Genomic DNA, 25,231 nt, shown 5'->3' with positions numbered 1-25,231 from the left:
CGGAGCGACTCAATCCTTGCGAATGACTCCATGCAAAAGAGCTTGTTCTGCCAACTGAGCCAATGCGGCCCGTGGTATGCGCCCTCTGCGCTCGCCATCAATCAGTGCAATCAGCGTTCCTAACCAAAGCTCGGTCAGCGTTGCCGCACTGAAATCGATACGAAACACGCCTTCTTGCTGGCCACGCAGGAAAAACGCATCGACCTTGGGCTCCCAGGCCGCAGTCTCCTCTACTGGTTTGTCGACTTCGTTCCAGTAATAGGTCAGAAACAGCGTGAATTCGCGGTGCTCAAGGTGTTTGGCATTGAGCCGCCTGAGGGCTTCGAGCACAGGTCCTTCATCGATCAGTGCCTCATCCAGCGCATCGTCAAGTGTGCGCAGGCTTTGGTCGAGCAGGCGCTTGATCAGCAGATCCCGCGTGGGGCAGAACCGGTAAAGCGTGGCCTTGCTGATGCCGATGGCCGTGGCCAGTTCCTGCAAGGTGGCACGTGGCTGATTGACCAGTGCCAATGCCAGCGGGGGAAGTATTGCGGAATTTTCGTGAGGAACTGTTGTTTTCATCGTGGCTCCGGTTGGGTCGGATATTTATGAACCTATTTTGATTCAAGCAGCCAAGCTATTGCTCTCAGCTACGGAGTTTAAGTAGCACCTATATCACTTGAATCTTAAAAGGTCTTATTGAATCAAAATTGATTCAATAAGTATCTTCGTGCATCATCCGCGTCTTTCTAGATTTGACAAGGCGCAAAAGCCATGAAGACAAGAAGCCGGGAAATGCGCAGATGGCCAGCCCTCGCCACAGTGGTAGCCGCAATGGCGTTGGCGGGATGCATTCAGAACGACGCTGAGGGGCCATCGCAAGAGTTGCCGGTGGTGGATGTCGTGACTATCAAGACCAGGTCGCTAACGCTTACGAATGAACTCCCCGGGCGTATCGAGCCTGTGCGCGTGGCGGAAGTGCGCGCCAGAGTGCCCGGCATTGTGCTGAGCCGCCACTTCAAGGAAGGGGCAGACGTGAAGGCCGGCGATGTGCTGTTCAACATCGACCCGGCCCCGCTGCGTGCGGCACTGGCGCGTGCGCAGGGCGAGCTGGCGCGGACCGAAGCAGCGTTGCTGGATGCACAGTCCGTGGTGCGCCGCTATGAGCCGCTGGTCACTCAGGATGCGGTAAGCCGTCAGGATTTCGATACCGCCAAGGCCACGTTGAATAGCGCCAAGGCCTTGCGTCAATCGGCTCAGGCCGATGTGGAAACGGCACGCCTGAACCTGGACTACGCCACGGTGAAGGCGCCCATCTCGGGCCGTATTGGCCGAGCACTGGTGACGGAAGGTGCCTTGGTCGGTCAAGGCGAGGCCACACCGATGGCGGTAATCCAGCAGCTGGATCCGATCTATGCAGACTTTCGCCAGCCCGCAGCGCTGGCCACACGTTTGCGCGCTCAGCATCTGAATGGTGGTGCTGCAAGGCAGAGCACGCCCCTCACGCTGGTGGCGGACGGCATGGATGAAGCGCGCCAGGGGCGGATGCTTTTCTCCGATGTGACCGTGGATCGCGGTACCGGCCAGCTTTCGCTGCGCGGCGAGTTTCCCAACAAGGACGGTTTGCTGCTGCCCGGAATGTTTGTGCGTGTGACTGTGAGTCAGGGAGAGGAGCCCAGCGCCATCCTTGTTCCGCAGCGTGCAGTGCAGCGCGGCAGCGATGGAGCAGCACATGTACTGGTCCTAGATGAGCAGAACACTGTGCAGTCCCAGCCCGTCACCACGGCGGCCATGTATGGCGCTGAATGGCATATCACCAATGGTTTGAAGGCGAACGCCCGTGTTCTGGTGGGCGGTCTGGCTGCGGCTGTGCCCGGTACCAAGGTGCAAGTGAGAGCCGAGACAAACAAAGTGGCAGACGCCGCAAAAGACAGAGTTGATGCTACAAAAAATTGAGCAGAAAACCCCTGCATGCCGAATGCTGACTGAACAAAATACCCGCCCTGTACAAGGATAGACAATGTCCCGGTTCTTCATTGATCGCCCCAAGCTTGCCTGGGTCGTGGCGATCTTCATCCTGCTCGGCGGATTGCTGGCGATTCCGATGCTGCCTGTGGCGCAGTTTCCAAACGTCGCTCCGCCGCAAATTTCCATCTCGGCAACCTATCCGGGGGCTTCGGCCACCACGGTCATGGAGTCGGTCACCAGCGTCATTGAGGAAGAGCTCAATGGCACCAAGGGCCTGCTCTATTTCGATTCGTCCAGCGGCTCCACGGGACTGGCTGAAATCACGGCCACGTTCGCGCCGGGCATCGATCCCGCACTGGCTCAGGTGGAAGTGCAGAACCGCATCAAAAAAGCCGAGGCGCGCTTGCCCTCGTCCGTGATGCAGATGGGCCTGCAGGTCGAGCAAGCCAGCGCCAGCTTTCTGCTGATCTACTCGTTGACCTACAAGGGCGACGATAGCGGCAAGAACGAAGTCCGGCTGTCGGATTACGCGGTACGCAATATCAATAACGAGATTCGCCGAGTGCCCGGTGTTGGCAAGGTGCAGTTCTTTGGTGCCGATGTGGCCATGCGGGTCTGGATAGATCCTCAGAAGCTGCTGGGCTACGGCTTGTCGGTGGCAGATGTGAACGCGGCCATCGCCGCGCAGAATGCGCAGGTACCGGCAGGCAGCTTCGGCAGTCAACCGGGTTCTTCAGATCAGGAACTGAGCGCGACCATCGCGGTCAAGGGCACGTTGAGCTCGCCCGAGGAGTTCGGACAGATCGTGCTGAACGCCAAGGCCGATGGCTCGGTGGTGTATCTGGCGGATGTGGCTCGTCTCGAGGTGGGCCAGCTCGACTACAGCTTTGCCTCGCGCGAGGATGGCCACAAAGGTGTGGCTGCGGCTGTACAGCTCGCACCCGGTGCCAATGCCCTGAAGACCGCCAAGGCAGTCAAGGAACGACTGGACGAGCTGTCGAAAAATTTCCCCAGCGATATTCAGCACACCGTGCCCTATGACACCTCCCGCTTCGTCGAGGTGGCCATCAGCAAGGTGATCACGACGCTGATCGAAGCCGTGGTGCTGGTGTTTCTGGTGATGTGGTTGTTCTTGCAGAACCTGCGCTATACCTTGATCCCCACCATCGTGGTCCCCGTGTGTCTGGCGGGCACGCTGGCGGTGATGTATGCGCTGGGCTTCTCGGTCAACATGATGACCATGTTCGGCATGGTGCTGGCCATCGGCATTCTGGTGGACGACGCCATCGTCGTGGTCGAGAACGTCGAGCGCATCATGGCCGAGGAAGGACTATCGCCACTGGCTGCCACCGTGAAGGCCATGCAGCAGGTCTCAGGTGCCATTGTCGGCATCACGCTGGTGCTGGTGGCGGTGTTTCTGCCGCTGGCCTTCATGGGCGGCTCGGTGGGCGTGATCTACCGACAGTTTTCGCTGTCGCTGGCGGTGTCCATCTTGTTCTCGGGCTTGCTGGCGCTGACCTTCACTCCCGCGCTGTGCGCCACGCTGCTCAAGCCCATCCCCCAGGGGCACCATGAAGAGAAGAAAGGTTTTTTCGGCTGGTTCAATCGCTACTTCGAAAAGCTTACCGAGCATTTTTCGCTGCTCAATCAGCGGCTGGTCAAGCGCGCGGGCCGCTACATGCTCATCTACGTCGCCATTGTGGGCGGGCTGGGCTTTGCCTATACACGCATGCCGGAGTCCTTCGTGCCGACCGAAGACATGGGTTACTACATCGTCAGCGTGCAGCTGCCGCCCGGCGCGACCGAAACCCGAACCACAGCCGTGGTGCGTGACATGGAGGCATTTGTGCAAAGTCGTCCTGCCACGGCGCAGACAGAGTTCCTCATGGGCTACAGCTTCTCGGGCATGGGACAGAACGCGGCGATGGCATTTGTCACCCTCAAGGACTGGTCGCTGCGCGGTGCCGGACAGGCAGCTTCAGACGAAGTTCAGGCTTTCAACCAGCGTTTTGGCAGTCTGTCGGATGGCGCGGCCATGGCTGTGGAGCCTCCGGCCATTGATGGTCTCGGCAATTCCGGTGGCTTTTCGCTGCGGCTGCAAGACCGCGCCAGTCTGGGCCGCGAGGCACTGATTGCCGCACGTGACGAGCTGCTGAAGAAAGCCAACGCGTCGCCGGTGATTGCCTACGCCATGATGGAAAACCTCGAAGACGCCCCGCAGTTGAGCATGGATATCGACCGCCGCAAGGCCCAGGCTCAGGGCGTGAGCTTTGCGACCATCAGCGCGGCGCTTTCCACGGCTTACGGGTCGGCGGTGATCAACGAGTTTCCGAATGCGGGTCGTCTGCAGCGCGTGGTGGTGCAGGCCGATACGAAATCGCGCATGACGCCTGAAGACCTACTGCGTCTGTATGTGCCCAACTCTCAGGGGCAGCAGGTGCCGCTTGCCTCTTTTGCTACGGTGAACTGGGAGATGGGGCCGGTGCAGATTTCGCGCTACAACGGCTACCCGGCCTTCCGCATTGCGGGGGATGCCAAGCCTGGTCACACCACGGGTGAAGCCATGGCCGAACTCGAACGCATCATGGGCGAGATGCCAGCAGGCATAGGCTATGAATGGACCGCACTGTCCTACCAGGAAAAGGCTGCAGGCGCGCAGGCACCCAAGCTTTTTGCACTGGCCATTGTGGTGGTGTTCCTGCTGCTCGTGGCCTTGTACGAAAGCTGGAGCATTCCCGCCGCAGTCATGCTGATCGTGCCCATCGGTGCACTGGGCTCGGTGCTGGCGACTTCGGCCGTCGGCCTGTCCAATGACGTGTACTTCAAGGTGGGCTTGATCACCATCATCGGTCTTGCCGCAAAGAACGCCATTCTGATTGTGGAGTTCGCCAAGGATCTTCATGAACGCGGCCACTCGCTGGTGGACTCTGCACTGCAGGCAGCACGTTTGCGCTTTCGCCCGATTGTGATGACCTCGTTGGCCTTCATTCTGGGTGTGGTGCCTCTGGCGTTAGCCACAGGTGCGGGTGCATCCAGCCAGACTGCCATTGGCGTCGGGGTGATCGGCGGCATGATCAGCGCCACGCTGCTGGGCGTGCTGTTTGTCCCCATTTTCTTCGTGTTTGTGCTGTCGCTATGGCGCAAGCGCAACCCCAAATCCGAAGTGAAAAACAACACCTCCGAAGGAGAATCTGTATGAGCGCGCATGTCCCAATGCGAAGAGCGGCGCTTTCGCTCATGGTCATCGCGCTGGCAGGTTGCTCGTTTGCGCCCACCTACGAAAGGCCCGCCGCACCCATCCCTGGCACATGGAGTACGCCAGCTTCGCCTGGCACCGCAACGGCCACGGCATTGCAATGGGAGGATTTCGTAACCGACGAACGCCTGCGCGCGCGTATCGACAAAGCGCTGGTGAACAATCGCGACTTGCGCCAGGCATTGCTCAATGTGCAGGCTGCGCGCGCGGCCTACCGCGTGCAGCGCGCGGACCAGTTGCCCGCAGTAAGTGCGCAAGCCAGCGGCAGTCGTCAGCGCCAGCCTGCTGACCTGAGCGGCACGGGTGGCTCAACCGTTCAGAGCAACTATCAGATCAATGCGGGGCTGATGGCGTTCGAGCTGGATCTGTTCGGTCGCGTGCAGTCCTTGTCCGAGGCGGCGCAAATGGAATACCTTGCCACGCAGGAGGCTACGCGCAGCGTGCAGATCAGCCTGATTGCAGAAGTGATTCAGGCCTCGCTCTCACAAGACAGTGCAAGGCAGCGCAAGGCCTTGGCACTTCGCACAGTACAGGCGCGTGAAAAGGAGTGGCAACTCGTGAGCGAGCGCCATAAGGTAGGTACAGCCAGCCGTCTGGACGAGCAAGAAACCCAAGGCTTGGTAGAGCTTGCACGTGCCGATGTCGAACGCTTCGAGCGCGAGCTGCGTCAGGCTGGCAACGCCTTGAGCTGGCTGGTCGGTGACGGCGTGGTGCAGGCCGAATCGGAGCTGAGTTCTACGCCTTTGGTGCAGGAGATCGCTGCAGGCATGCCTTCCGATCTGCTCGTTCAGCGCCCGGACATCCGCGCGGCCGAGTACCAGCTCAGGTCACGCAATGCGAGCATCGGCGCGGCACGGGCCGCGTTCTTTCCACGCATCTCGCTGACCGGCTCCTATGGGTCTGGCAGCGCAGAGCTTTCCGGCCTCTTTGACGGTGCTCAACGCGCATGGTCCTTCATGCCGCAGATCAGCCTGCCTATTTTTGATGGCGGACGCAATCAGGCCAATCTGGAAATCGCGCAGCTGCGCAAAGACATGGCGGTGGCCACGTATGAGCGCAGCATTCAGACGGCGTTTCGCGAAGTCAGTGACGCGCTGGTCGCTGTCGATACGTTGAGACGGGAAGAGAGCGCTCGTCAACGCTTGGTCCGGACCAGCACTAACACGCGTCAATTGGCCGAATTGCGTTATCGCGCCGGAGTGGACAGCCATTTGCGCTATTTGGACGCACAGCGCACTGACTTTACCCAGCAGATGGCGCTGATCGAGGTCAGCGCGCAACGGCAAATGGCCCTGGTAGCCTTGTTTAAGGCACTTGGTGGTGGCTGGCAAGGCCATTCTGGTTTGTATTACTGAGCATCTGGAACGCCGCTCGCTATGGGTGCTCTGCAAAAGTCACACAGACAGCTGCTTGCACATGTGCGCGGAGTGTTCCGGTAGCGATTTCAATAAAAGTGGGTTGCTTGCTCGATTGCCCACGCGAACTGCGATAGCCTGAGGGTCAATCCGATCAACCTCCTGCTACCCCATCGCTCGTGCCCTCCAACAACCGTCAAGGCTTTATCCTGACTCGCAATTGGCGGGACACGGCCGCAGGCTCCGAGATTGAGTATTGGCTGGCGACAGATTCCGGCCCGCTGAAGGTGCTTGTGTCTGCGCAGACTTCGGTGGCTTTTGTCGAGCAACGGCACGAAGCAGCGGTACTGGCACAGCTTCCCAAAGGGGTAGAGATTGAGTTGCGGGAGCTGGCGCTTAAGAGCTTTCAGCAGCAGCCTGTGCTGGGAGTCTATGCCAAGCACTTTCGCCAGTTAAGCCGGTTGGCACGCACACTGCAGCCACAGGGTATATCGCTGCTGGAAGCGGATGTCAGGCCACACGAACGCTATTTGATGGAGCGTTTTATTACCGCTGGTGTGATGCTGGAAGGTGGTCGCTTCGAGAACTCTGCACTGATTGACTGCAAGCTGTTGCCAGCACCCGATTTCAGACCCACGCTGAAAGTGGTCTCACTGGATATCGAGACCAGCCAGCACCAGGATCTTTACTCCATTGCACTTGATGGCATGGCCGAGCGCGTGGTGTTCATGTTGGGCGAACCTCCTGTTGAGTCCGTGCAATCACCTGACTTTGAGTTGATCTATTGCGCCACGCGCAAGGCCATGATCGAGCAGCTCAATACATGGTTTGAGCGCAATGATCCTGATGTGATCATTGGATGGAATGTCATTCAGTTTGACCTGCATGTGCTGCAAAAAACAGCTGACGATTGCACAACGCCACTTTTGCTGGGACGAGAGCGCAAACCCATTGCATGGAGAACACATCCTGGCAAGCAAGGCTATCTGTTCGCGCCCATGCCTGGCCGAGCGGTGATCGATGGCATTGAAGCGCTCAGAGCTGCGGTCTGGAGCTTTCCGTCATTCAGCCTAGAGAACGTGGCGCAAAAGCTGCTTGGCGAAGGCAAGGAAATCGGCAGCGAATACGACAAGATGGCGGAGATTGAGCGGCGTTATCAGGAAGACAAGCCCGCCCTGGCCTCCTACAATATCCGCGATTGCGAGTTGGTGCTGCGCATTTTTGAGAAAACCAAGCTGCTGCAGTTTGCAATGGAGCGTGCCCACGCCACGGGTCTGCAACTCGATCATTTCGGTGGCTCCATCGCGGCCTTCAGTCACCACTATCTGCCACGCATGCATCGCATGGGCTATGTGGCACCGAACGTGGGAGATGTGCAGGGCAAGTCATCGCCCGGTGGCTATGTGATGGACTCCAAGCCCGGGTTTTACGACTCAGTCGTTGTGCTGGATTACAAGAGCCTTTATCCCTCAATCATTCGTACCTTTCTGGTGGATCCCGTGGGTCTGGCAGAAGGGCAACATGCGGATGAGCCAGACCGGTTCATCAAAGGCCCAAGAGGTACGCTGTTTTCTCGTGAGAAGCATTGCCTGCCGGAAATCGTGAGCACACTCTGGCGTGCCCGTGACGAAGCCAAACGTACCCAGAACGAGCCGCTATCGCAGGCGCTCAAGCTGGTGATGAACTCGTTCGCTGGCGTATTGGGTGCATCGGAGTGCCGCTTCTTCAACCCGGATCTGATTTCAGCCATCACCTTACGTGGACATGAGATGGTGAAAGTGACGCGTGATTTTGTGGAGAAGCGTGGCTACGAGGTCATCTACGGGGACACGGACTCCATCTTTATCTGGCTCAAGCGCACCCATTCCAACGAAGAAGCGCATGCAGTCTCTGCTGAGCTTGCCCAAGACATCAACGCTTGGTGGACGCAGACCTTGCGCCAGGAGCAAGACCTGGAAAGCTTTCTAGAGATCGAGTTCGACACCCATTACAAGAAATTCTTCATGCCCACCATACGGGGCTCAGACGTTGGCAGCAAAAAACGCTACGCGGGACTCAGTGTGGATGCGATGGGCAAAGAGGCCATGGTCTACCGTGGCCTGGAGATGGCTCGCAGCGACTGGACACCGCTGGCGCGGCAGTTTCAGGAAGGCTTGCTCTCGCGAGTTTTTCAAGGCACGCCCTATAGAGAGTTCGTCTTCGAATACGCCCAATCCACACTGGCAGGCAAGAAAGACGATCTACTCATCTACCGTAAACGTCTGAGGCATCGTCTGGATGCCTATGTGGCCAATGTTCCGCCCCAGGTGCGAGCCGCCCGGATTGCCGACGAATACAACATCAGCATAGGCCGCTCGACGCAATATCAGAGCGGGGGCTGGATCCAGTACGTCATTACAAAAAATGGCCCCGAGCCCTTGGAAATACGGCGCTCACGTATCGACTACGAGCACTACCTGAGCAAACAGATTCAACCTATTGCAGATTCAATTTTGGTTCCTTTGGGGGAAAGCTTCACCATGCTGACCTCTTCCCAGCAAGAACTGTTCTAGACACAAGGCAGAAGCACTATAGCCTTCAGTGAATTTGAAAAAGCGCCTTATCAAGGTGGTTAGCAGCTTCATTGAAAAACGTAGCAAACGTCTTTGTTTGTGCACCGCTTTCCGCACACTGTTTCCATACCGCATAAACAAAAATGCCCGCTTGTTAGCGGGCATTTTTGCTGCAAGCTCTGGTTTAGCTTGCGATATTTGGTAGGCGCGATTGGACTCGAACCAACGACCCCCACCATGTCAAGGTGGTGCTCTAACCAGCTGAGCTACGCGCCTGTTTCGTTGATGAAGCAATTGTAGCACGGGTTTTCCACTCATTTTTTGAGAGCGAAAACTTTCTTGCCCATGATTGCAATCAGCGCCGCCTTGCCGAGCGCACCCCCGATACGTTGGCCACAATACCCAGCACCTTGTTCAAACGCCCGGAGTCAGCGACCTCTACCGTGAATGTCATCCAGGCAGTGCCCTTTACGGACTGAGTCTGCACACCGATTACATTGGTCTTCTCTCGCGCAAATACATCCGAGATATCGCGCAGCAGGCCTTGTCGGTCGGCTGCTTCTACGGCGACATCGACTGGATAGACCGGGCCGCCCTTTTCCACATTCTTGGGTTGCCCCCAATCAACTTCGATTACGCGCTCAGGGCTTTTGGCAGCCATCTCGCGGAAGTTGCTGCAATCGCAGCGGTGCACGCTCACGCCTTTGCCGCGCGTCACAAAGCCGCCGATGTCATCGGGTGGAGCAGGCTTGCAGCACTTGGCCAGTTGCGTCATGAGAGAGTCAACCCCCACGACCAGAACGCCACCTCTGGATGAGTCATGGCCTCGCGCCTTGCGCACAGGAATGAAGGACTCTTCCTCAGGCACTTCTTCGCTAGGGCGAAGTACGGCTTCGATATTACGCAGCGAGTACTCGTCTTTGCCAACCACTTCAAACAATGAATCAGCCGATTTGAAACCGAGCAAACCCGCTAGTTCTTCCAGCTTGACGGCCGTCTTGCCTTCGCGCTGCAACAGCTTTTCAACGGATTCACGACCGCGCGATACGGTCTCATGCGTGGCCTGAGCATTGAACCAGGCGCGCACCTTGGCCTTGGCGCGGTTGCTGACCAGATAACCCAGGTCCGCATTGAGCCAGTCCCGTGAAGGACGATCTTCTTTGGCGGTGTTGATCTCTACGGTCTGCCCGCTTTCCAGCGCCGTGTTCAGCGGCACCATGACACCATCAACCCGCGCACCGCGACAGCGATGACCCAGGCTTGTGTGTACGGAGTAGGCAAAGTCCACTGGCGTAGCTCCCTGCGGCAGCTCAATCACGGCGGCATCGGGGGTCAGCACATAGATACGGTCTTCAAACAGGCCTCGCTGGGCGGAGCCTGTCAGATCACTGCCCCAGGCCAGCAACTGGCGCAGCACGGCAATCTTGGCGTCGTACTCGCTGGATGCCGACACGCCAGCATAGCCCTTGGTGCCTGCCTCTTTATAGGCCCAGTGCGCGGCCACGCCATGCTCAGCATGGTCGTGCATGGCTTGCGTGCGGATCTGAATTTCAATCGTGCGACCGGTTTCATCGCGCACCACGGTATGCAGTGACTGGTAGCCGTTCGGCTTAGGCTTGGCGATGTAGTCGTCAAACTCTTTTTCCAGCGGTGTGAATTGCTCATGCACCCAGGACAGCGCTGCATAGCAATCCTTGACCGTAGGCACGATGACGCGCATGGCGCGAATGTCGAAGAGCTGATCAAAGCTCAGCGACTTGCCACGCATCTTCTTGGCAATGCTATAGATATGCTTTGGGCGGCCCTGCACTGAAGCGCTGATGCTGTGGGCGCGCAAATCAGCCTCAAGCCGACCGCGCATCTGCTCCATATAAAGCTCTCGCTCTACCCGCTTCTCATCTAAAAGGCGGGCAATCTGGCGATAGGTGTCTGGCTCCAGAAAGCGGAAAGACAGATCTTCCAGCTCCCACTTGATCTGCCAGATGCCCAGGCGATTGGCAAGTGGCGCAAAGACATACAGAGCCTCACGCGCAATGCTGGGCGAGACCACACTTTTTTCAGCGGCGTAATAGCGCAGCGTCTGAAGACGCGATGCCAAGCGCAGCAACACCACACGCAGATCACGCGAAAAGCCCAGCAGCATCTTGCGCACGTTCTCGGTCTGAGTCGCAATGCCGTCCACATGCTGGGTGCTCAACTCGGCATCTCGCGCCTGCTGTTGCACGCGGATGAGCTTGATGGTTTCCACCGCCAAAGTGGCGAAATTGTCGCCAAAGGCCTTGGCAATAACTTCCTGCGGCTTGTTCAGGTGCACGCTGGCATGCACCAGATAAATGGCCGCCTGCATGGTTTCAGAGCCGCCAATCTTCTTGAGAATGGCGGCCACCGCATCAGCATGAGCCAGGGTGTTCTCCCCGGTCTCCATGACTTCACCGGCAATCAGCGGCTCGGCAAATGTACGCGCACGCTCCAGGGCATTGGCCTGCTCGGGAAGCATTTCCGAGGTGGCCATGATCAGATGCGGCGTCGGCTCCGTAATCTTGGGTGCGGCGTCAGAGACTTGGGTTGCGTTATCGCTGGTCTTCATTCAGCTTCCTCTTGAGCTTGCTGTGCAAGACTGATGCTTGCCGGCAAACCCTTCTCCCCTTGTAAAAACTTTCGTATCAACGCCACCTGCCCCGGCGCGACCAGCGTTGGAGCATGGCCTACGCCTTCCAGTTCCGTGCGATGCGCCTTGGGGCCACGCCCGGCCATGGCCTGAGCAGTATTTGCAGAGAGTAGGTCAGAATCTGCACCACGAACAAGCAAAACTTGTGCCTGAATATGGTCATACAGCTGCCAGAGCAAGGTCTCACCCGCCTGCGCCGTCTCACGGGTCATCAGCGCCATAGGTGCAGATATTTTCGGGTCGTAATGCAGCACCACCCCGCCTTGGGGATTCGGTTTAACCATGGCTTGCGAGAGTTTGCGCCACTGCTCATCGGTATGCGGTCCAAACCCCTCAGATATCTGGCGCATGGCGGCTGCGGCGCTCTCAAAGTTGGGAAATTGCAAGCTTTTTCCCACATAAGAGCCAATGCGTTCCAGCGATGCCCACTCAATGACCGGCCCCACATCGTTGAGCACCATGCGCCGCATCGAAACAGGCAGCGGTAGACCAGGCTGGCCGGTGATGCCCATGCCAATCAGCCCGCCCATACTGGTGCCCACCCAGTCCAGCGTCTCGATCGGTGCCTGCGCATGCAACTGGGCTAACAGCGCCAGCATGTCGGCGGCGTACATCGGTACCTGATAAGCCATGGGGTCAGCCAGCCAGTCGCTCTCGCCACGGCCCGCCACATCGGGGCAGATCACACGGGCAAAGCGGCTGAGTGTGGCTGCCAGCACATCAAAATCACGCCCCTGGCGCGAGAGGCCGTGCACGCAGACGATGACATGCGGATGTGCGGCATTGCCCGTGTTGTTCCACTCCCAGTACGCCATGCGGTGCATGCCCTCGGGCACCGCCTCAATCTCTTTTCTGCGCTGGGCACTGGCCCAGGTGGGAGCCACTGCAGAAGCTCCGGGACACGATACGTAATTCAGCGTAGGTTGATTCATGGAGAGCGCACTTTGAAAGCCGGGGCCGATAATGGCTGTCGTCGCATCGTCAATCACTGACAGAGTCATCAACGTAGGCACCAAGTACAGGCAACTTTTTGCGGACGTTGCGCGATGTTTCTGGATTCAGGTAACGACAGACCGTCGACATAGAGATATCGTACCTCGCCATCAACTGCTTTAACGTCGCCCCAGCCGCTTTTAACTGACATAACTCACTATGCTGAGCCTCAGTGAGCTTGCCACGACTTCCACCCCACCTAACACCTCTGTTGTAGGCTGCCACCTGCCCCGCAAGCGCACGCTCTCGAATGATTGAGCGCTCCAGCTGGGCCACAGCGCCCAACACCTGAACCATAAAAGTTCCGATAGGCCCAGAGGTATCAAGAGGCTCTGTTAACGATTTAATAGATGCACCAGCCCTGCTAATTAAATCCAGAATAGTCAGCAAATCTTTTAGTGACCGGGCAATCCGATCCATTTTGTAAACGACAAGAACATCACCAGCCTTCAACGCAGCTAAACACTCCTGAAGCTGCGGACGAGCACTTACCGCACTTACTTTTTCCTGATAAATCCGAGATACCCCCACCTTATTTAAGGCATCAATCTGTAAATAAGTTTCTTGCTCCCTTGTCGAGACGCGAGCATATCCAATCAGCAATTTTCTCTCCCTTATTTTGATAGCCTGAATGCTATTGAGATAGTCATTTTTTGAAGCTGGGATTAGCTATATCGCCTCTCTTTTCATAGCAGAAATGCGCTACCAAAAAGTGAGCACAATCACTTACTGAGGGACTGGAGCGCTTCCGCGCAAACAGCCTTGTTTTTCAGGGCGGGTGATTCAGCGGCATTGGTTTGCAGAGTAATTGCGTTCCGTCCATCAGCATGCCATGCGAGCCATGCGGAAAGGCCAAGCGGTACCCAGAGCGACCTAGCGAAGCCAATGACAGGCGCGCTGACCAGCAATTGGTCTCATGGCATACAGTCTGGTGCGCGGGAAAAGGCGAACTGCGAACAGATTGCCCCAAACGAGGCATGCGCAGGCCAGAAACTGCGAAGCAAACACGACCTGGAGGAATCACAGGGATTGAGTGACGAAACAGAGACGCTCCAACCTCAAATTTGCCGTGCCGCACGCGGCCCAACAAATTCAAGGTTTCCACTAACTGCTTGATCCAACAAGGGGCGATAGCCGGGATGGACAGGCTCAGAAATGGTCAGAGAACTACGTTCTCCAACCATCTCCGACCCCGACCATGGTGGTGGTTTACAGAGGTGACGATGACAAAGGCGCTTTAGCCCTGAAATTGCCCAGAAAGTGCGATGCACTTCCCGAGCAATCCCATGTCTGCCGCTCAGTGCTAATGCAGCCAAGGAATGTGCGATTTTCGAAGAGTCTCATTTTCATGTTGCCTGATCAAACAATGTGCGATAGCGGAGATGGACAGGCTCAGAAATGCTCAGAGAACTACGTTCTCCAAGCATCTCCGACCCCGACCATGGTGGCTAGTCCTGGTATTGCTCAAGAAAGCGTTTTTTTGCAGCCATAAATGCATTGGCGCATGCCATAGTTGACGAATCTGCTTTGCACCCTGCAGAAGGTTGGTAATAGCGCTCCCATGCAACTTGGCGGCGAGCATCTAGCTCTGCTTCCCGCTGTTGAGCAATCTGTCTTTGCCGCACCTGCTCAGAGATGCGGTCTTTTTCAATCTGCTCTGCCGCTGTCCGCTGCTGCGTAGCTCTCTCAGTACGCTGAATTGATTGATTTGTCTCAGACCACATACGCTGCGTTTCTTTTGTCAGTGCCGTATTGACCTGTCCAAGCGCACGATTCATCTCCCATGCCATGTATTTGGTGTAAACGAACGCAGCAAGCAAGCTACCTATAAAAACGCCTAGGGCGATTTTGAGAACGTCCGCAAGAAATGTGCTGTCCGATTGCTCTGCCATGTATCTGGCCATTTTGATTTCCTCCTTCTATCGAGTTTAGCCAGTACTCATAAAGCAGCCTCAGTGCTCATGCAGCCAAGGAATGGGCGATTTTCGGAAGTGATCATTTTCCGGTTCAGGTGGTTTGATCCGGGTTTTAGTCACCAGAGTGGTGATATCGCCCTGCTCAAATTTCATGACGGCCATTGGCACAAATCGGGCATGGCAAATCTCGGGATCGGTCTCAATTTGCCGTCCTGATGCGCCATAGCAGGTGCAGGTCTTGGCAGTGCTGACACAACCGACGACCACCCTCTTCTTTTCCTCAGCACCGGCGAGCATGGCCACACTAGCGACAGAGAGGGCCAGAGCAAGTTTTAGCGCTTTTCCCATGGCTTATCCATTGACTCACCACCCTCGTCCCAAAGCTGGCTAACGACCCAAAGGCAGACACATACACCGATCAGCCAGGAGAAGATAAGCCACCACATTACGCACCCCCTTGGACATAGCGCCGGGCGAGCTTCCACGCCTCATCCGGCGGCAGCTTTGAGCACAGGGCCACAGCGGCAAGGCGCGGTTTTGGAGCTGGCTTTTCCGGCAGTTGACAAAACAGGCGCTGCAAGAGGCTCATTCGGGCCTTGGGCGCTTCAAAACGGCCTTTGAGATGCCATGCACTCAGCATGCTGTACGGGCCACCATAAAGCTCTGTTTTGAACCGAGGGTCTACGGGATTGCGCACCCAATCACGGAAGATCTGCAAAGTGTCATAGCCCTTATACAGATAGCCTGCCTTGAAGAATTCACGGTCAATGGTGAGGCCGGGCACATCCGTCAAACTGATATTGGCGATATGAAACTTTGGCAGACGGCCACGCTTGCCCAAGAACGTGCCGACGACCGGTATCTTGATTTTGTCGCCCCGGATCATGCGCACCTGATATTCAGCCAGGCCGACACGCACCTGCTTATCAATCATGTCGATACTCTGGACGACCAGATAAACGTCCCAGCCCTTTTTACGGGCATGAATAAGCCAGTCAAGCAAGGCTGCGCGCTCTGGTGAGTTGAAGCCGCGCGAGTTGAGCCAGCTACCGAGCTCATCAAGCACCAAGATGCCGTTTCTCTCTTCATCAAAGCGTGAATCTGGGTTTCCCGGGCCGATATCGTCCAAATCCTGAGCAGTTGGCTTGTCAGGCACCCGAATTGCAGACACCTTGCTATTGGCTGGCATCAAGTGCTCAAGAAACAGGTCAAAGTTTGTCGCTACCCTGCGACCATCGCGCAAAGCGTCATCCATCTTGAGCATGCAGTACAGGCCTTTGCCCGTACCCAACTTGCCCTGCACCACATAAACCGGCATGGCTTACCCCGCTTTCGCAAACAGATGGATCAGATCGCGCTGCCATGTGTAGGCAGTCGCAGCAGTCCAGACTATGACGTAGGTACTCAAGCAAGCCGGAGCAACAGGCGGGATAGCCATCTGCATGGCCTCCATGAACATGCCGGCAGTGCCGTCGAGCTGCGCTATCAGGGGGCCAACAATGCCGCGCATGAACACAAAGAGGGCCGCAGTGAGAGCGGTCATCGCGGCAACCGTAGCGGCACCAAATGCGACCTTGCGACCGAAGTACTGAGCGAACCAGTTAACGAGTCCGACCAGAAGATTTGAAAGTAAACCACCGATTAATGGCATTAGTCCACCTTTGCACCCATAACGCTAGCGACTCTCGAAAATGTCATAAATACTGTCGCCAGTAGCCAGAGAAAATTCATGACTGGAATAACGTAAGGCTCTATTGCGCAGATATTCAGCTCTATTTTGAATGTCTCAGTCAGTATTTTTAAATCGCCGAGATTCCAAGGTGAGCAAGATTTATGCGTGAGCCAAGCAAACCCACTAAACCCCATAGAGGTATCTTTATCAGCAGTACTTTTAATTCCGCCCAATGTATCCATGCGGCTCTGATGATCTTGCGCTTGCTTATCTAGCAAAGCATCAAATTTCCCCTCACCAGTTGGCGTACCTGTTTCATCGATTTTGCAAGGCGGCTGACCTTTGGCACCGCAGCGCCCGCCTTTGTCATCACCATCGCCATCGCCATTTCCGGTTCCATTACTTGAAGAACCTGTACCCTGACCAGAATATGGCGGCTTACCGTTTGCCGCACATTTATCTTTGTTCTCGGCTTTGTTGCACCAATCCCTATCAACTTCTGTTGTCACGTTCTCAGTTGTCGTGCTCTGACCTGTAGCTTTATCAGTGACCTTGACGGTCTCAGTCGTGGTGCATTTTCCAGATGCGCATTCTGTTTTTGTCGTTGTATTCGTCTTGCTTGTGGCGGTCTCTGAGGACTTGGTTTTGGGTGCGAAATCAACACCGTTATAGCCAAAGCTTGGGATGCACTTGGTCTGCCCGCCTACATCTCCCGGATAGCCATTGGGACAGGCGGAGTCTTGCTTTTTTGGAATTTCAGGCGGCTTTGCTGGGTCAGGTGGATTGTTTGAAGGATCAATACCCGGCACACATGGCTGAAAGTTTCCACCAATCATGCGAGGCTGGAGAACTCCCCGAGAATGCCACTTTCCATCATCAGTTTTCCAGCCAATATCTTTTTCAAAAGTCATTGCGCAAGCAAGACCGGGCTTTACATCATCACCCTGAGGCTGACAATAAACACCGTCATCCACATTTCCATCCAATGTGACCGAAACTCTCGTAACAGAACCACTGTTATATAAAGCAATACCACATGCTTTTTCAGAGGACATTTGCGCGACACACTGGCCGTTTTCCTCATTAAAATCTGATTTGCAGGTGCATGTTGAACCGGATGCAGTTGAATTATCAGGGCAAGCGCTTAATGAGGAAATAGAAAATCTGTAGTACTCAGAACCATCAGACGAACGCCGGAGCACACAAACATTCCCCTCAACAACACGCTTAATATCAGAGACAGAAGGAGACCAAGAATCGCAAGCAGCCTGCTTTGTTGGATAGTTTGGAGTAGTACTGGCACCAGATAAATAATATCTTGGCCCCATTGGCACGGATGCATAGCAAATCTGCCAAGCGCCAAGCAATATGAAAAACGCTATGCGAAGAAAATACACTATGAGCGCCTCAAAAGATTAGCGGCACCCTGCCACCCCCGCTACGCAGGGGCAGCAGAGCGCCGCAGCTATTAACCTGCGCGACCCAGTTTCTTGACGAAACGGGCACCCACCACCCAGCCCACACCGAGCAGGGCCAGCGACACCAGCGCGCCGCCACCGGCAACGATGATCAGACCGATATCAGTCTTTGCCTGACCGATAGCAGCAGCCGGATCAGTGGGGTCAGCAGCCATAGCCAGCGCAGGGCCAGCAGACAGAGCCAGCACCATTGCGCGAGCGCGCAGATTCTTCAGTTTTTCTTTCATTGAACACCTCAAAAACACCGGTAATGCGACCGGCAAACGCTTAGGCAGAATTGCCCAATTGGTTGATGAACTTGACGACATAGCCCACCTTGTAGCCACCGAAATAGGCCAGGACGAGCAAGCCGAGATAAGCGGAAATCAGCATCAGCCGACCCTCCCCTGCCGATAGCCAAGCACGAATGCAAAGAAGGTCGTGCCAGCAACAAATAGCTCTATCAAGTTTTGGGAATCCATCACCAGAAACTCCCTCTCACTGCCTGAACCCACTCAGGCTCAGGCGCCAAAGATGCACAGCCGGTAACGGCTGCAGAAAGCAAAAGCCACAGGAGCAAATCACGCATGAGCTACCCCCGGCTTGTCCGATAGCCAGCTAAAGGGGCCACCGGTGTTTTCAATGCTTCTGGGGGTGGTGCGCACGCGCACAAATCGCGTAAAACCGCCGCCTGTTGGCACGAACTCAGACCGTAGGAGTTCCCCGGTCTTAGCATTGAGATAGCCGCCTCCCGGCGCAGGTCTGAATCTGTCCTTGATGGAAGCATTGCCCTGCACATACGCAGGCCACAGAACCCAGCGACGGCAACCACGGCCAATTTCATCAAGCCCACCAACACCACTGATTCGAGCGCCATGCGGAAATTTCCCTTCTGATGTGCCTTTGCTGGCGTACTTCATGAGGTAGGCAACGGGATGCGTTGCGCGTACCCGGTTTGACATGCCATGCGTCCACATGGGGGCCTGAAATGCGCCCTTCTTTTTCCATGCGCTATCGGGCTTTGGCGGGGTCAGGCCATGGTTGAGCCACACGCACACGTGGTAGTGGATGACGCCGCGTTTTTGCAGCTCAGCAACCCACACGTAGCGGACTTTTTTGATGCCTGTGCGGCTGTAGTGCCACTTGCGCAGGCCATCCAAATAACGGCTGATGTGCTCAGGACGCCAGTTGCGGTTTGTGCCAGCATAGGTCAGCGTGAGCATCCAAACGCGTTGGTTTTTTTCGCCCAGGTGGTGCAAGGCTTTGGCAGAGATACCAACGCTTTTTTGCATGCGGGTAATGCGGGCCTTTTGGTGGTCAATTTCGATGGTGTTTTCAGCCATGAAATCAACTACCGAAAGACCAGAACCATCAGCCTTGCAAGTTGTTGATAGTGAGACAAGCCCGCGCGCTTCGCGCGCTGCCTGAGCCTCGCCCACAAGCGACACCATGCGAGCATGAGACACGCGCGCATTGGCCTCAGAACGGGCCACGTAGCGGGCACGAGCGGCCTTCATACGCGGGGTTACATGCTGGTTTGCGATCGTTGCCCAAGGCTTGTGCTTTTCTGGGTCAAAACGGAACTCAGGCTGTGGCGCAGCCGCAATCTTTGCCAGCCGATCCAAGAAGCCTTGACCGAAAACGGGTTTCATGCGCGAACCCCCACTTCGATCAAATACTCAGCGTGCTGACGCAAAGAACACTGCGCCACATAGCATTGACGGTCGTAGTCGGGGGGGAGCTTTTTCCAAGCTGGAGGAGCGTCAAGCTCTTCAGCGCGGGCAAGCAGGAAATCAAGGTACAGCGCCCCATTGCTGGGGGCGTACTTGAGCCTGTCAGGCACGGGGGCAATGCGGCCGACTTCAGACATAGCTCAGCCACAAAAGAACGAGCGACAAGCCAAGCAACAAGCCCAGCGTAGTGCTCTGAATCAAGCAGCAAAGCGCATCACCCACACGAGTGAGCCAGTTAGCGCGGAAGTCTTCAGCATCAGCCTGCATTGCTGCTTTGAAGCTGGCGGTTCTTTCCTGAGGAGTCATTTAGAAGCCCTCCCCACCAATCGCGTGATCACCGGCCCAGTACGTCACTTCGCTGTACGTCACGCCGTCGTCAATGTGCAGAGTGACCGTCACGCGGTCAGCTTTGATGCCCGGAGGCTGGTGTTCATTCCATGCAAAAAGGAGCGCCAAAAGCGCCCCTTGAGCCATGGCCTCGCGTGCTGCGGTTTCCATGGCAGCCACTCAGACCTGAGCAGGTTTAGGAGTGACTTGAGGCTTGACCAAGCGCGGGCGGACTGTGATGTCGCCGTTGCGGGAAACCTCGATAGAGCTGGGAGCAAGGATGTAATCACCAGCCGGATAGACCAGAGGGTTACCTTGCTCATCCTTGTCCAGGATGATTTCAGTCTTTTCTGGGTAAGGATTCAGCTTTCCATTGCGGTCAAACGTATGCACGTATGCCGTCTGGAAATACAGGTCGTATGGCTTGCCAGAAGTTTTTCCATTGCCGCGCATGTTGCGCGTATCGGTCGACGTCACCGAAACTTTGATCATGATTGCTCCTAAGACCCATTTGGAGGAACGCCCCGACATGGGGCAAACTATCCAAAATGTGAACGTTATCAATTTCTGATAACGGTCGGAGCATATCAACGTGTTTACAAATTTGCAACACTATGAGCGCAAAAATCCTAATAGACCTAGCAGCCGAAAAGGCTGGAAGCCTGAGAAAACTTGGTGAACTACTGGAAGTCCCAGCAGGAAACCTTACCCAAATGAAGCAGGGAAAACGGCCATGCAAAGCACCCATGCGAGCACGAATTGCAGAGATAGCGGGTATCGACCCGACATGGGCAGTAATTGAAGGCCTGAAAGACGAGCTGGACGACTCAGATGAAGTACAGAAGGGAGCGCAAGCGATGCTTCAAGCTATGCTTGACGCGTTTCCCAACCGTTCGTAATTCATTCGGAGACCTTGTATGTCCATGTTGAAAGGCAAAACCGCTCTCGTGACAGGATCGACCAGCGGAATCGGCCTCGGTATCGCAGTCGCACTGGCTCGTCAGGGCGCCCATATTGTTCTCAATGGCTTTGGCGATGTCGAAGCCCCTCGCGCACAGGTGCTGGAGGCCGGCAAGGCCGCAGGCATCAAGGTCGGCTATCACGGTGCCGACATGAGCAAGGCCGCAGAGATTGAAGCCATGATGAAATACGCCGCAGCCGAGTTCGGCCGCGTCGACATTCTGGTCAACAACGCTGGGATCCAGCATGTGGCCAAGATTCAAGACTTCCCAGCCGAAAAATGGGATGCCATCATGGCCATCAACCTCAGCAGCGCCTTCCACACCACCCGACTTGCACTGCCTGCCATGCAGCAGGCCAACTGGGGCCGCATCATCAACGTGGGATCGGTGCATGGGCTGGTGGGTTCGGCGGAAAAATCAGCCTACGTCGCCGCCAAGCACGGCGTCGTGGGCCTGACCAAGGTGACAGCGCTGGAAAACGCCACCACCGGCGTGACCTGCAACGCCATCTGCCCCGGCTGGGTGCTGACACCGCTGGTGCAAAAACAGGTGGATGCCAAGGCCGCCACCCAAGGCATCAGCAACGAAGCGGCCACCAAACAGCTGCTGGGCGAGAAGGAGCCTTCGCAGCAATTCACCACCCCCGAAGAGCTGGGTGAACTGGCTGTCTTCTTCTGCTCTGCCGCAGCCGGCAATGTGCGCGGCGTGGCCTGGAACATGGATGGCGGCTGGGCAGCGCAATAAAACGGTAAGCAGCAACACCGTCGAAGATTATCAAATCAATAGCAGCTACCGCTTGATTTGATTGATATTTAATGTAGTTCGCTGATGAAAATCAAAAAGGAGCAGCGCAAGCTGCTCCTTTTTTCATATCAATGATCAAAACCGATCACTGCATCTGAATCGAACCGCCGACGCTGACAGTCACCTCGGCACGATCGGCCTCCACCGGCACGGGCGCCGCATCGGCATAGCTGGCCTTGGCCATGCTCATCATGCGCGGGCTGGGCATGGGTCGCACGCCGCCGCCATTGCTGTTCACACTCACCTCGCGCAGACTATAGCCCGCAAAGCCAAAGCTCTTGGAGATAGCCGCAGCACGCTGACGGAAGTTCTCAATCGCCTTGGCCTGGGCTTCGCCCTCCACTTTTTCACGGGCTTCACGCGACAAGCCAAAGCCCATGCTGGCCAGCGTCATGTCCTGCACCTTGGCTGCGGCTTGCGTAATGCGCACAAAGTCCCGGCCCTGCAGCACGATTTCTGCCTGCCCCTGCCAGCCTTCGACCTTGCTGTTGTTTCCATAACGCGGAGAGATTGAGAAGCTGCCCGTGCTCAGTTCCATTTCGCCATTTTTAGCCTCGTGGCGCAGCTTGGTCATTGCAGCCTCCACCAGCTTTTGCAGCTGAGCCTGCACCGTGGCCGCGTCCCGCCCATCCTTGGTGGCAGACAAAGTGGCCGTCATCCAGTCCTGGCGCACTTCAACCGTGCCCTGTGCCGACAGCTGGGCCACATTCACAGGTTTTTCAGCTGTCGCAGCGCTCTGTGCCCAGACATTGCCTCCGGCGCAAGCTGCTGCCAGCAGCACAGCGGCTGCGGTGAATCGGGACGAAGACAATGGTTTGGAAATCTGATTCATACGGTTCACCCTTGGAAATAAATCAAGCCACGAAGATACACATGAAATTTGCGGCATCCCTGAATTGCGACTTTTACCGCCTGTCAGCAATTGGTGCGACTTCTTGTACGAGCATTACCAACTAACATCACCAACAGAACGATGATTGATACATAGTTCGAAATTTCATTGAAAAGTTCAATAAGAAACATTTATTGTGCTAATTACAAACGCAACATTCGTAACAACCGGCAAGAGTCAGCCTCTTTTCACTGGATTTTTTGCGGCAAGCGATAACAATGCCACTGTTACAAATAAATCTCTAAGGAAGATCATGGCAACGACAAACAACCGCACTGACAAGATCCTCGTGGTGGATGACGATGCCCGTATCCGCGACCTGCTGCGCCGCTACCTGACACAGGAAGGTTTCGAGATCATGATTGCCGAGGACGGCAAGGCGCTCAACCGCATCCTGCTGCGAGAAACTGTCGATCTGATCGTGCTTGATCTGATGATGCCCGGCGAAGACGGCCTGTCCATCTGCCGCCGCCTGCGCGCCGCAAACGACCGCACGCCCATCATCATGCTGACCGCCAAGGGCGAAGACGTTGACCGCATCGTGGGTCTTGAAGTGGGTGCCGATGACTATCTGGGCAAGCCCTTCAACCCCCGCGAATTGCTGGCCCGCATTCACGCCGTGCTGCGCCGCCGCCCTCCTCAAGAAGCGCCCGGTGCGCCTTCTGGAGATAACGAAGTAGCAACTTTTGGCCCCTTCACCTTTGATCTGGGCACCCGCGTGCTGCAAAAGAATGGCGAAGAGCTGCCACTGACCACGGGCGAATTCGCCATGCTCAAGGCGCTGGTACGCCACCCACGCCAGCCGCTGTCGCGTGAAAAGCTGGCCCTGCTGGCCCGCGGCCGCGAATTTGAGCCCTTTGACCGCAGCTTGGATGTGCAAGTCTCCCGCCTGCGCAAGCTGATTGAGGAAGACGCTGCTGCGCCGCGCTATATCCAGACCGTCTGGGGTGTTGGCTATGTGTTCGTACCCGATGGCATGAACTAATCGACGCTGCCCGGCGCAAATTGACCATGCGCAACAAGCCGCCAAGATAGGCGGCTTGTTGCATTGAGAACCGCCAAAGAGCTCGTTTCGTTAAATATCTGAAACAAGAACCGCTCTTTTTGGACAACCCGTAACCCTTGCTCTGCCGTTTGCGCGTACGCTTGGGTTCAGTTTATTTTCAGCTTTGCTGCCCATGAGTGCTTTCAACGACACGCCATCCGATGCCACCAGCCCCGTACCTCTGGAGTACGAGCGACGCACCACGGCGCGTTCCCCACTGGGCCTGAATCTCTTCTGGCGCACCTTCTGCCTGCTGGCCCTGCTGCTGGTCGGCAGCATTCTGGCCTGGCTGCAAACGCTGAGAGCGCTGGACTTTGAGCCCCGCACCCTGCAAACAGCAAAGCAAGTCGCCTCTATGGTCAACCTCAGCCGCGCGGCGCTGGAGCATTCGGACGCCATCAACCGCGTCTCGCTCATCAAAACCATGGCTGATCAGGAAGGCGTGCGTATCTTGCCGCGCGAGCCCGGTGACACCTTTGAACTGCTGGAGCAAAACTCGCTGGGCCAGAAGCTGACCGAAGAACTCACCACCCGCCTGGGCTACGGCACGGTGGTGGCACGCAGCGTGAATGGAGAGCAAGGCCTGTGGGTGGGCTTCACCATCAACGGGGACCGCAACTGGATGCTGATGGACCAGTCGCGCTTCACCCCCGCCAGCGGGCAGACATGGCTGATCTGGCTGATAACAGCGGCACTGCTCTCGCTCACGGGGGCGGCCGCCATTGCGCGGCTGATCAACCGACCGCTCAAACAACTGTCCTATGCCGCCAATCGTGTGCGCGAAGGTGACTTCGACGCCAGCCATCTCGACGAAGAAGCCGTGACCAGCGAAATCCGCGAAGTCAATATTGGCTTCAACCGCATGGCCAAAAAACTGGCCAAGCTGGAGCAAGACCGCGCCGTAATGCTGGCTGGCATCTCTCACGACCTGCGCACGCCGCTGGCACGCCTGCGCCTTGAAACGGAAATGAGCGTGTACGACGACGTGGCACGCGAACACATGGTGGCCGACATCGTGCAGCTGGATGCCACCATCGACAAATTTCTGGACTACGCCCGCCCCGACCATCGCGTCATGCTCAGCCCAGTGGATTTGAATGCAGTGGTCGCATCCTGCGTCTATGCCGTGCAGGATCACCGCGAGCTGCAGATCACCATGAACGTGCCCGATGACCTCTACGTTCTGGCCGACGAAGTGGAGCTGGCCCGCGTGATCTCCAACCTGTTTGAGAATGCCCGCCGCTACGGCAAAACGCCATCGACCGACATCACCGAGGTGGATGTGATTGCCAAAGAAAGCGAAAAATGGGTGGTCATACGCATACGCGACCACGGCAAGGGCGTGCCGCCCGAGCAAATTTCCAACCTGACGCAGCCCTTCTTCCGGGGCGACACTGCCCGCACAGCTGCCGCTGGCGCGGGTCTAGGCCTGTCTATCGTCGATAAAACGGTGCAGCGCATGGGCGGCATGTTTGCGCTTTCCAACTCATCCACCGGCGGGCTGGTTGCCCACCTACAGTTACAGCGCGCCATGGGGGTAACGCCCAGCGCAGCCCCCGAGCAGCGCCTGCAGCGCCCTCAGGTCAAACGCAATCTGCCGCGTGACAAAAAGGATGAAGACGGCCTTTACGAGGCTTGAGCCTGCAAGGCCG

The 25,231-nt window shown here is 56.5% G+C and carries 23 protein-coding genes and 1 tRNA gene; 8 read left to right on the top strand and 16 right to left on the bottom strand.

Features of this window, described 5'->3' with window-relative positions:
• Positions 1-9: 9 nt before the first annotated feature.
• Positions 10-561, bottom strand: a complete 552-nt coding sequence (locus CLU84_RS07415; protein WP_099736642.1) for a TetR/AcrR family transcriptional regulator — start codon at positions 559-561, stop codon at positions 10-12.
• A 192-nt stretch (positions 562-753) separates the two neighbouring features.
• Between CLU84_RS07415 and CLU84_RS07410 the strand changes: the two genes are divergently transcribed.
• The 4 genes from CLU84_RS07410 (at position 754) to CLU84_RS07395 (ending at position 9,110) form a co-directional block, all read left to right on the top strand.
• A complete protein-coding gene (locus tag CLU84_RS07410) occupies positions 754-1,935 on the top strand; it encodes an efflux RND transporter periplasmic adaptor subunit (protein ID WP_099736641.1) in 1,182 nt (393 codons plus the stop codon).
• A 64-nt stretch (positions 1,936-1,999) separates the two neighbouring features.
• Positions 2,000-5,146, top strand: coding sequence for an efflux RND transporter permease subunit (locus tag CLU84_RS07405; protein ID WP_099736640.1), 3,147 nt, complete (start codon positions 2,000-2,002; stop codon positions 5,144-5,146).
• Complete coding sequence (locus CLU84_RS07400; RefSeq protein ID WP_099736639.1) at positions 5,143-6,558, top strand: efflux transporter outer membrane subunit; 1,416 nt, start codon at positions 5,143-5,145, stop codon at positions 6,556-6,558. The genes CLU84_RS07405 and CLU84_RS07400 overlap by 4 nt, the downstream gene beginning before the upstream one ends.
• Before the next feature lie 179 nt (positions 6,559-6,737).
• A complete protein-coding gene (locus CLU84_RS07395) occupies positions 6,738-9,110 on the top strand; it encodes a DNA polymerase II (RefSeq protein WP_099736638.1) in 2,373 nt (790 codons plus the stop codon).
• Positions 9,111-9,309: 199 nt separating this feature from the next.
• Here the strand turns inward: CLU84_RS07395 and CLU84_RS07390 are convergent.
• The 14 genes from CLU84_RS07390 to CLU84_RS07325 all read right to left on the bottom strand — a co-directional run bounded on the left by CLU84_RS07390 (position 9,310) and on the right by CLU84_RS07325 (position 20,368).
• Positions 9,310-9,386, bottom strand: a tRNA-Val gene (locus CLU84_RS07390).
• A gap of 79 nt (positions 9,387-9,465) precedes the next feature.
• The gene (locus CLU84_RS07385) at positions 9,466-11,697 is read right to left on the bottom strand and encodes a bifunctional (p)ppGpp synthetase/guanosine-3',5'-bis(diphosphate) 3'-pyrophosphohydrolase (protein ID WP_099736637.1); all 2,232 of its coding nucleotides are present in this window, start codon (positions 11,695-11,697) and stop codon (positions 9,466-9,468) included.
• Positions 11,694-12,710 (bottom strand): alpha/beta fold hydrolase, encoded by a 1,017-nt coding sequence (locus CLU84_RS07380; RefSeq protein WP_099737920.1) that lies wholly within the window; start codon positions 12,708-12,710, stop codon positions 11,694-11,696. The genes CLU84_RS07385 and CLU84_RS07380 overlap by 4 nt, the downstream gene beginning before the upstream one ends.
• Positions 12,711-12,759: 49 nt before the next feature.
• Positions 12,760-13,374 (bottom strand): recombinase family protein, encoded by a 615-nt coding sequence (locus CLU84_RS07375; RefSeq protein WP_099736636.1) that lies wholly within the window; start codon positions 13,372-13,374, stop codon positions 12,760-12,762.
• Between the two features lie 845 nt (positions 13,375-14,219).
• Complete coding sequence (locus CLU84_RS07370; protein ID WP_099736635.1) at positions 14,220-14,675, bottom strand: hypothetical protein; 456 nt, start codon at positions 14,673-14,675, stop codon at positions 14,220-14,222.
• Between the two features lie 48 nt (positions 14,676-14,723).
• Positions 14,724-15,035, bottom strand: a complete 312-nt coding sequence (locus tag CLU84_RS07365; RefSeq protein WP_099736634.1) for a hypothetical protein — start codon at positions 15,033-15,035, stop codon at positions 14,724-14,726.
• A 97-nt stretch (positions 15,036-15,132) separates the two neighbouring features.
• Entirely contained in the window at positions 15,133-16,005 is an 873-nt protein-coding gene (locus CLU84_RS07360) for a zonular occludens toxin domain-containing protein (protein WP_099736633.1), read from the bottom strand.
• Positions 16,006-16,008: 3 nt separating this feature from the next.
• Positions 16,009-16,338: a DUF5455 family protein gene (locus tag CLU84_RS07355; protein WP_099736632.1), complete on the bottom strand. Its 330-nt coding sequence runs from the start codon at positions 16,336-16,338 to the stop codon at positions 16,009-16,011.
• Positions 16,338-17,756 carry a hypothetical protein gene (locus tag CLU84_RS21805; RefSeq protein WP_144445416.1) on the bottom strand — a complete coding sequence of 473 codons (1,419 nt, stop codon included), beginning with the start codon at positions 17,754-17,756 and terminating at the stop codon, positions 16,338-16,340. Before CLU84_RS21805 ends, CLU84_RS07355 begins: the two co-directional genes overlap by 1 nt.
• A 71-nt stretch (positions 17,757-17,827) precedes the next feature.
• Positions 17,828-18,064, bottom strand: a complete 237-nt coding sequence (locus CLU84_RS07345; RefSeq protein ID WP_099736630.1) for a hypothetical protein — start codon at positions 18,062-18,064, stop codon at positions 17,828-17,830.
• A gap of 333 nt (positions 18,065-18,397) precedes the next feature.
• Entirely contained in the window at positions 18,398-19,468 is a 1,071-nt protein-coding gene (locus CLU84_RS07340; protein WP_233209950.1) for a hypothetical protein, read from the bottom strand.
• On the bottom strand, positions 19,465-19,686 hold the full coding sequence (locus CLU84_RS07335) for a hypothetical protein (protein WP_099736629.1): 222 nt from the start codon (positions 19,684-19,686) through the stop codon (positions 19,465-19,467). Before CLU84_RS07335 ends, CLU84_RS07340 begins: the two co-directional genes overlap by 4 nt.
• Positions 19,687-19,855: 169 nt before the next feature.
• A complete protein-coding gene (locus CLU84_RS07330) occupies positions 19,856-20,047 on the bottom strand; it encodes a hypothetical protein (protein WP_144445415.1) in 192 nt (63 codons plus the stop codon).
• 9 nt (positions 20,048-20,056) lie between these two features.
• Positions 20,057-20,368 carry a single-stranded DNA-binding protein gene (locus CLU84_RS07325; RefSeq protein WP_099736627.1) on the bottom strand — a complete coding sequence of 104 codons (312 nt, stop codon included), beginning with the start codon at positions 20,366-20,368 and terminating at the stop codon, positions 20,057-20,059.
• 122 nt (positions 20,369-20,490) lie between these two features.
• Here CLU84_RS07325 and CLU84_RS07320 point away from each other — a divergent pair, with 122 nt between their 5' ends.
• On the top strand, positions 20,491-20,775 hold the full coding sequence (locus CLU84_RS07320) for a hypothetical protein (protein WP_099736626.1): 285 nt from the start codon (positions 20,491-20,493) through the stop codon (positions 20,773-20,775).
• A 24-nt stretch (positions 20,776-20,799) separates the two neighbouring features.
• Positions 20,800-21,582, top strand: a complete 783-nt coding sequence (locus CLU84_RS07315) for a 3-hydroxybutyrate dehydrogenase (protein WP_099737918.1) — start codon at positions 20,800-20,802, stop codon at positions 21,580-21,582.
• A gap of 145 nt (positions 21,583-21,727) precedes the next feature.
• Here CLU84_RS07315 and CLU84_RS07310 read toward each other — a convergent pair whose 3' ends face one another.
• Entirely contained in the window at positions 21,728-22,474 is a 747-nt protein-coding gene (locus tag CLU84_RS07310; RefSeq protein WP_099736625.1) for an SIMPL domain-containing protein, read from the bottom strand.
• A 313-nt stretch (positions 22,475-22,787) separates the two neighbouring features.
• Between CLU84_RS07310 and ompR the strand changes: the two genes are divergently transcribed.
• On the top strand, positions 22,788-23,519 hold the full coding sequence (gene ompR / locus CLU84_RS07305) for a two-component system response regulator OmpR (RefSeq protein WP_099736624.1): 732 nt from the start codon (positions 22,788-22,790) through the stop codon (positions 23,517-23,519).
• Positions 23,520-23,712: 193 nt separating this feature from the next.
• Positions 23,713-25,218, top strand: a complete 1,506-nt coding sequence (locus CLU84_RS07300; RefSeq protein ID WP_099736623.1) for a sensor histidine kinase — start codon at positions 23,713-23,715, stop codon at positions 25,216-25,218.
• Positions 25,219-25,231 lie beyond the last annotated feature (13 nt).

The organism is Comamonas sp. 26 (assembly GCF_002754475.1).
Classification (GTDB): Bacteria; Pseudomonadota; Gammaproteobacteria; order Burkholderiales; family Burkholderiaceae_C; genus Comamonas.
Note: the sequence above shows the minus strand (reverse complement) of the source record. Positions and strands in the feature narration are given on the sequence as shown.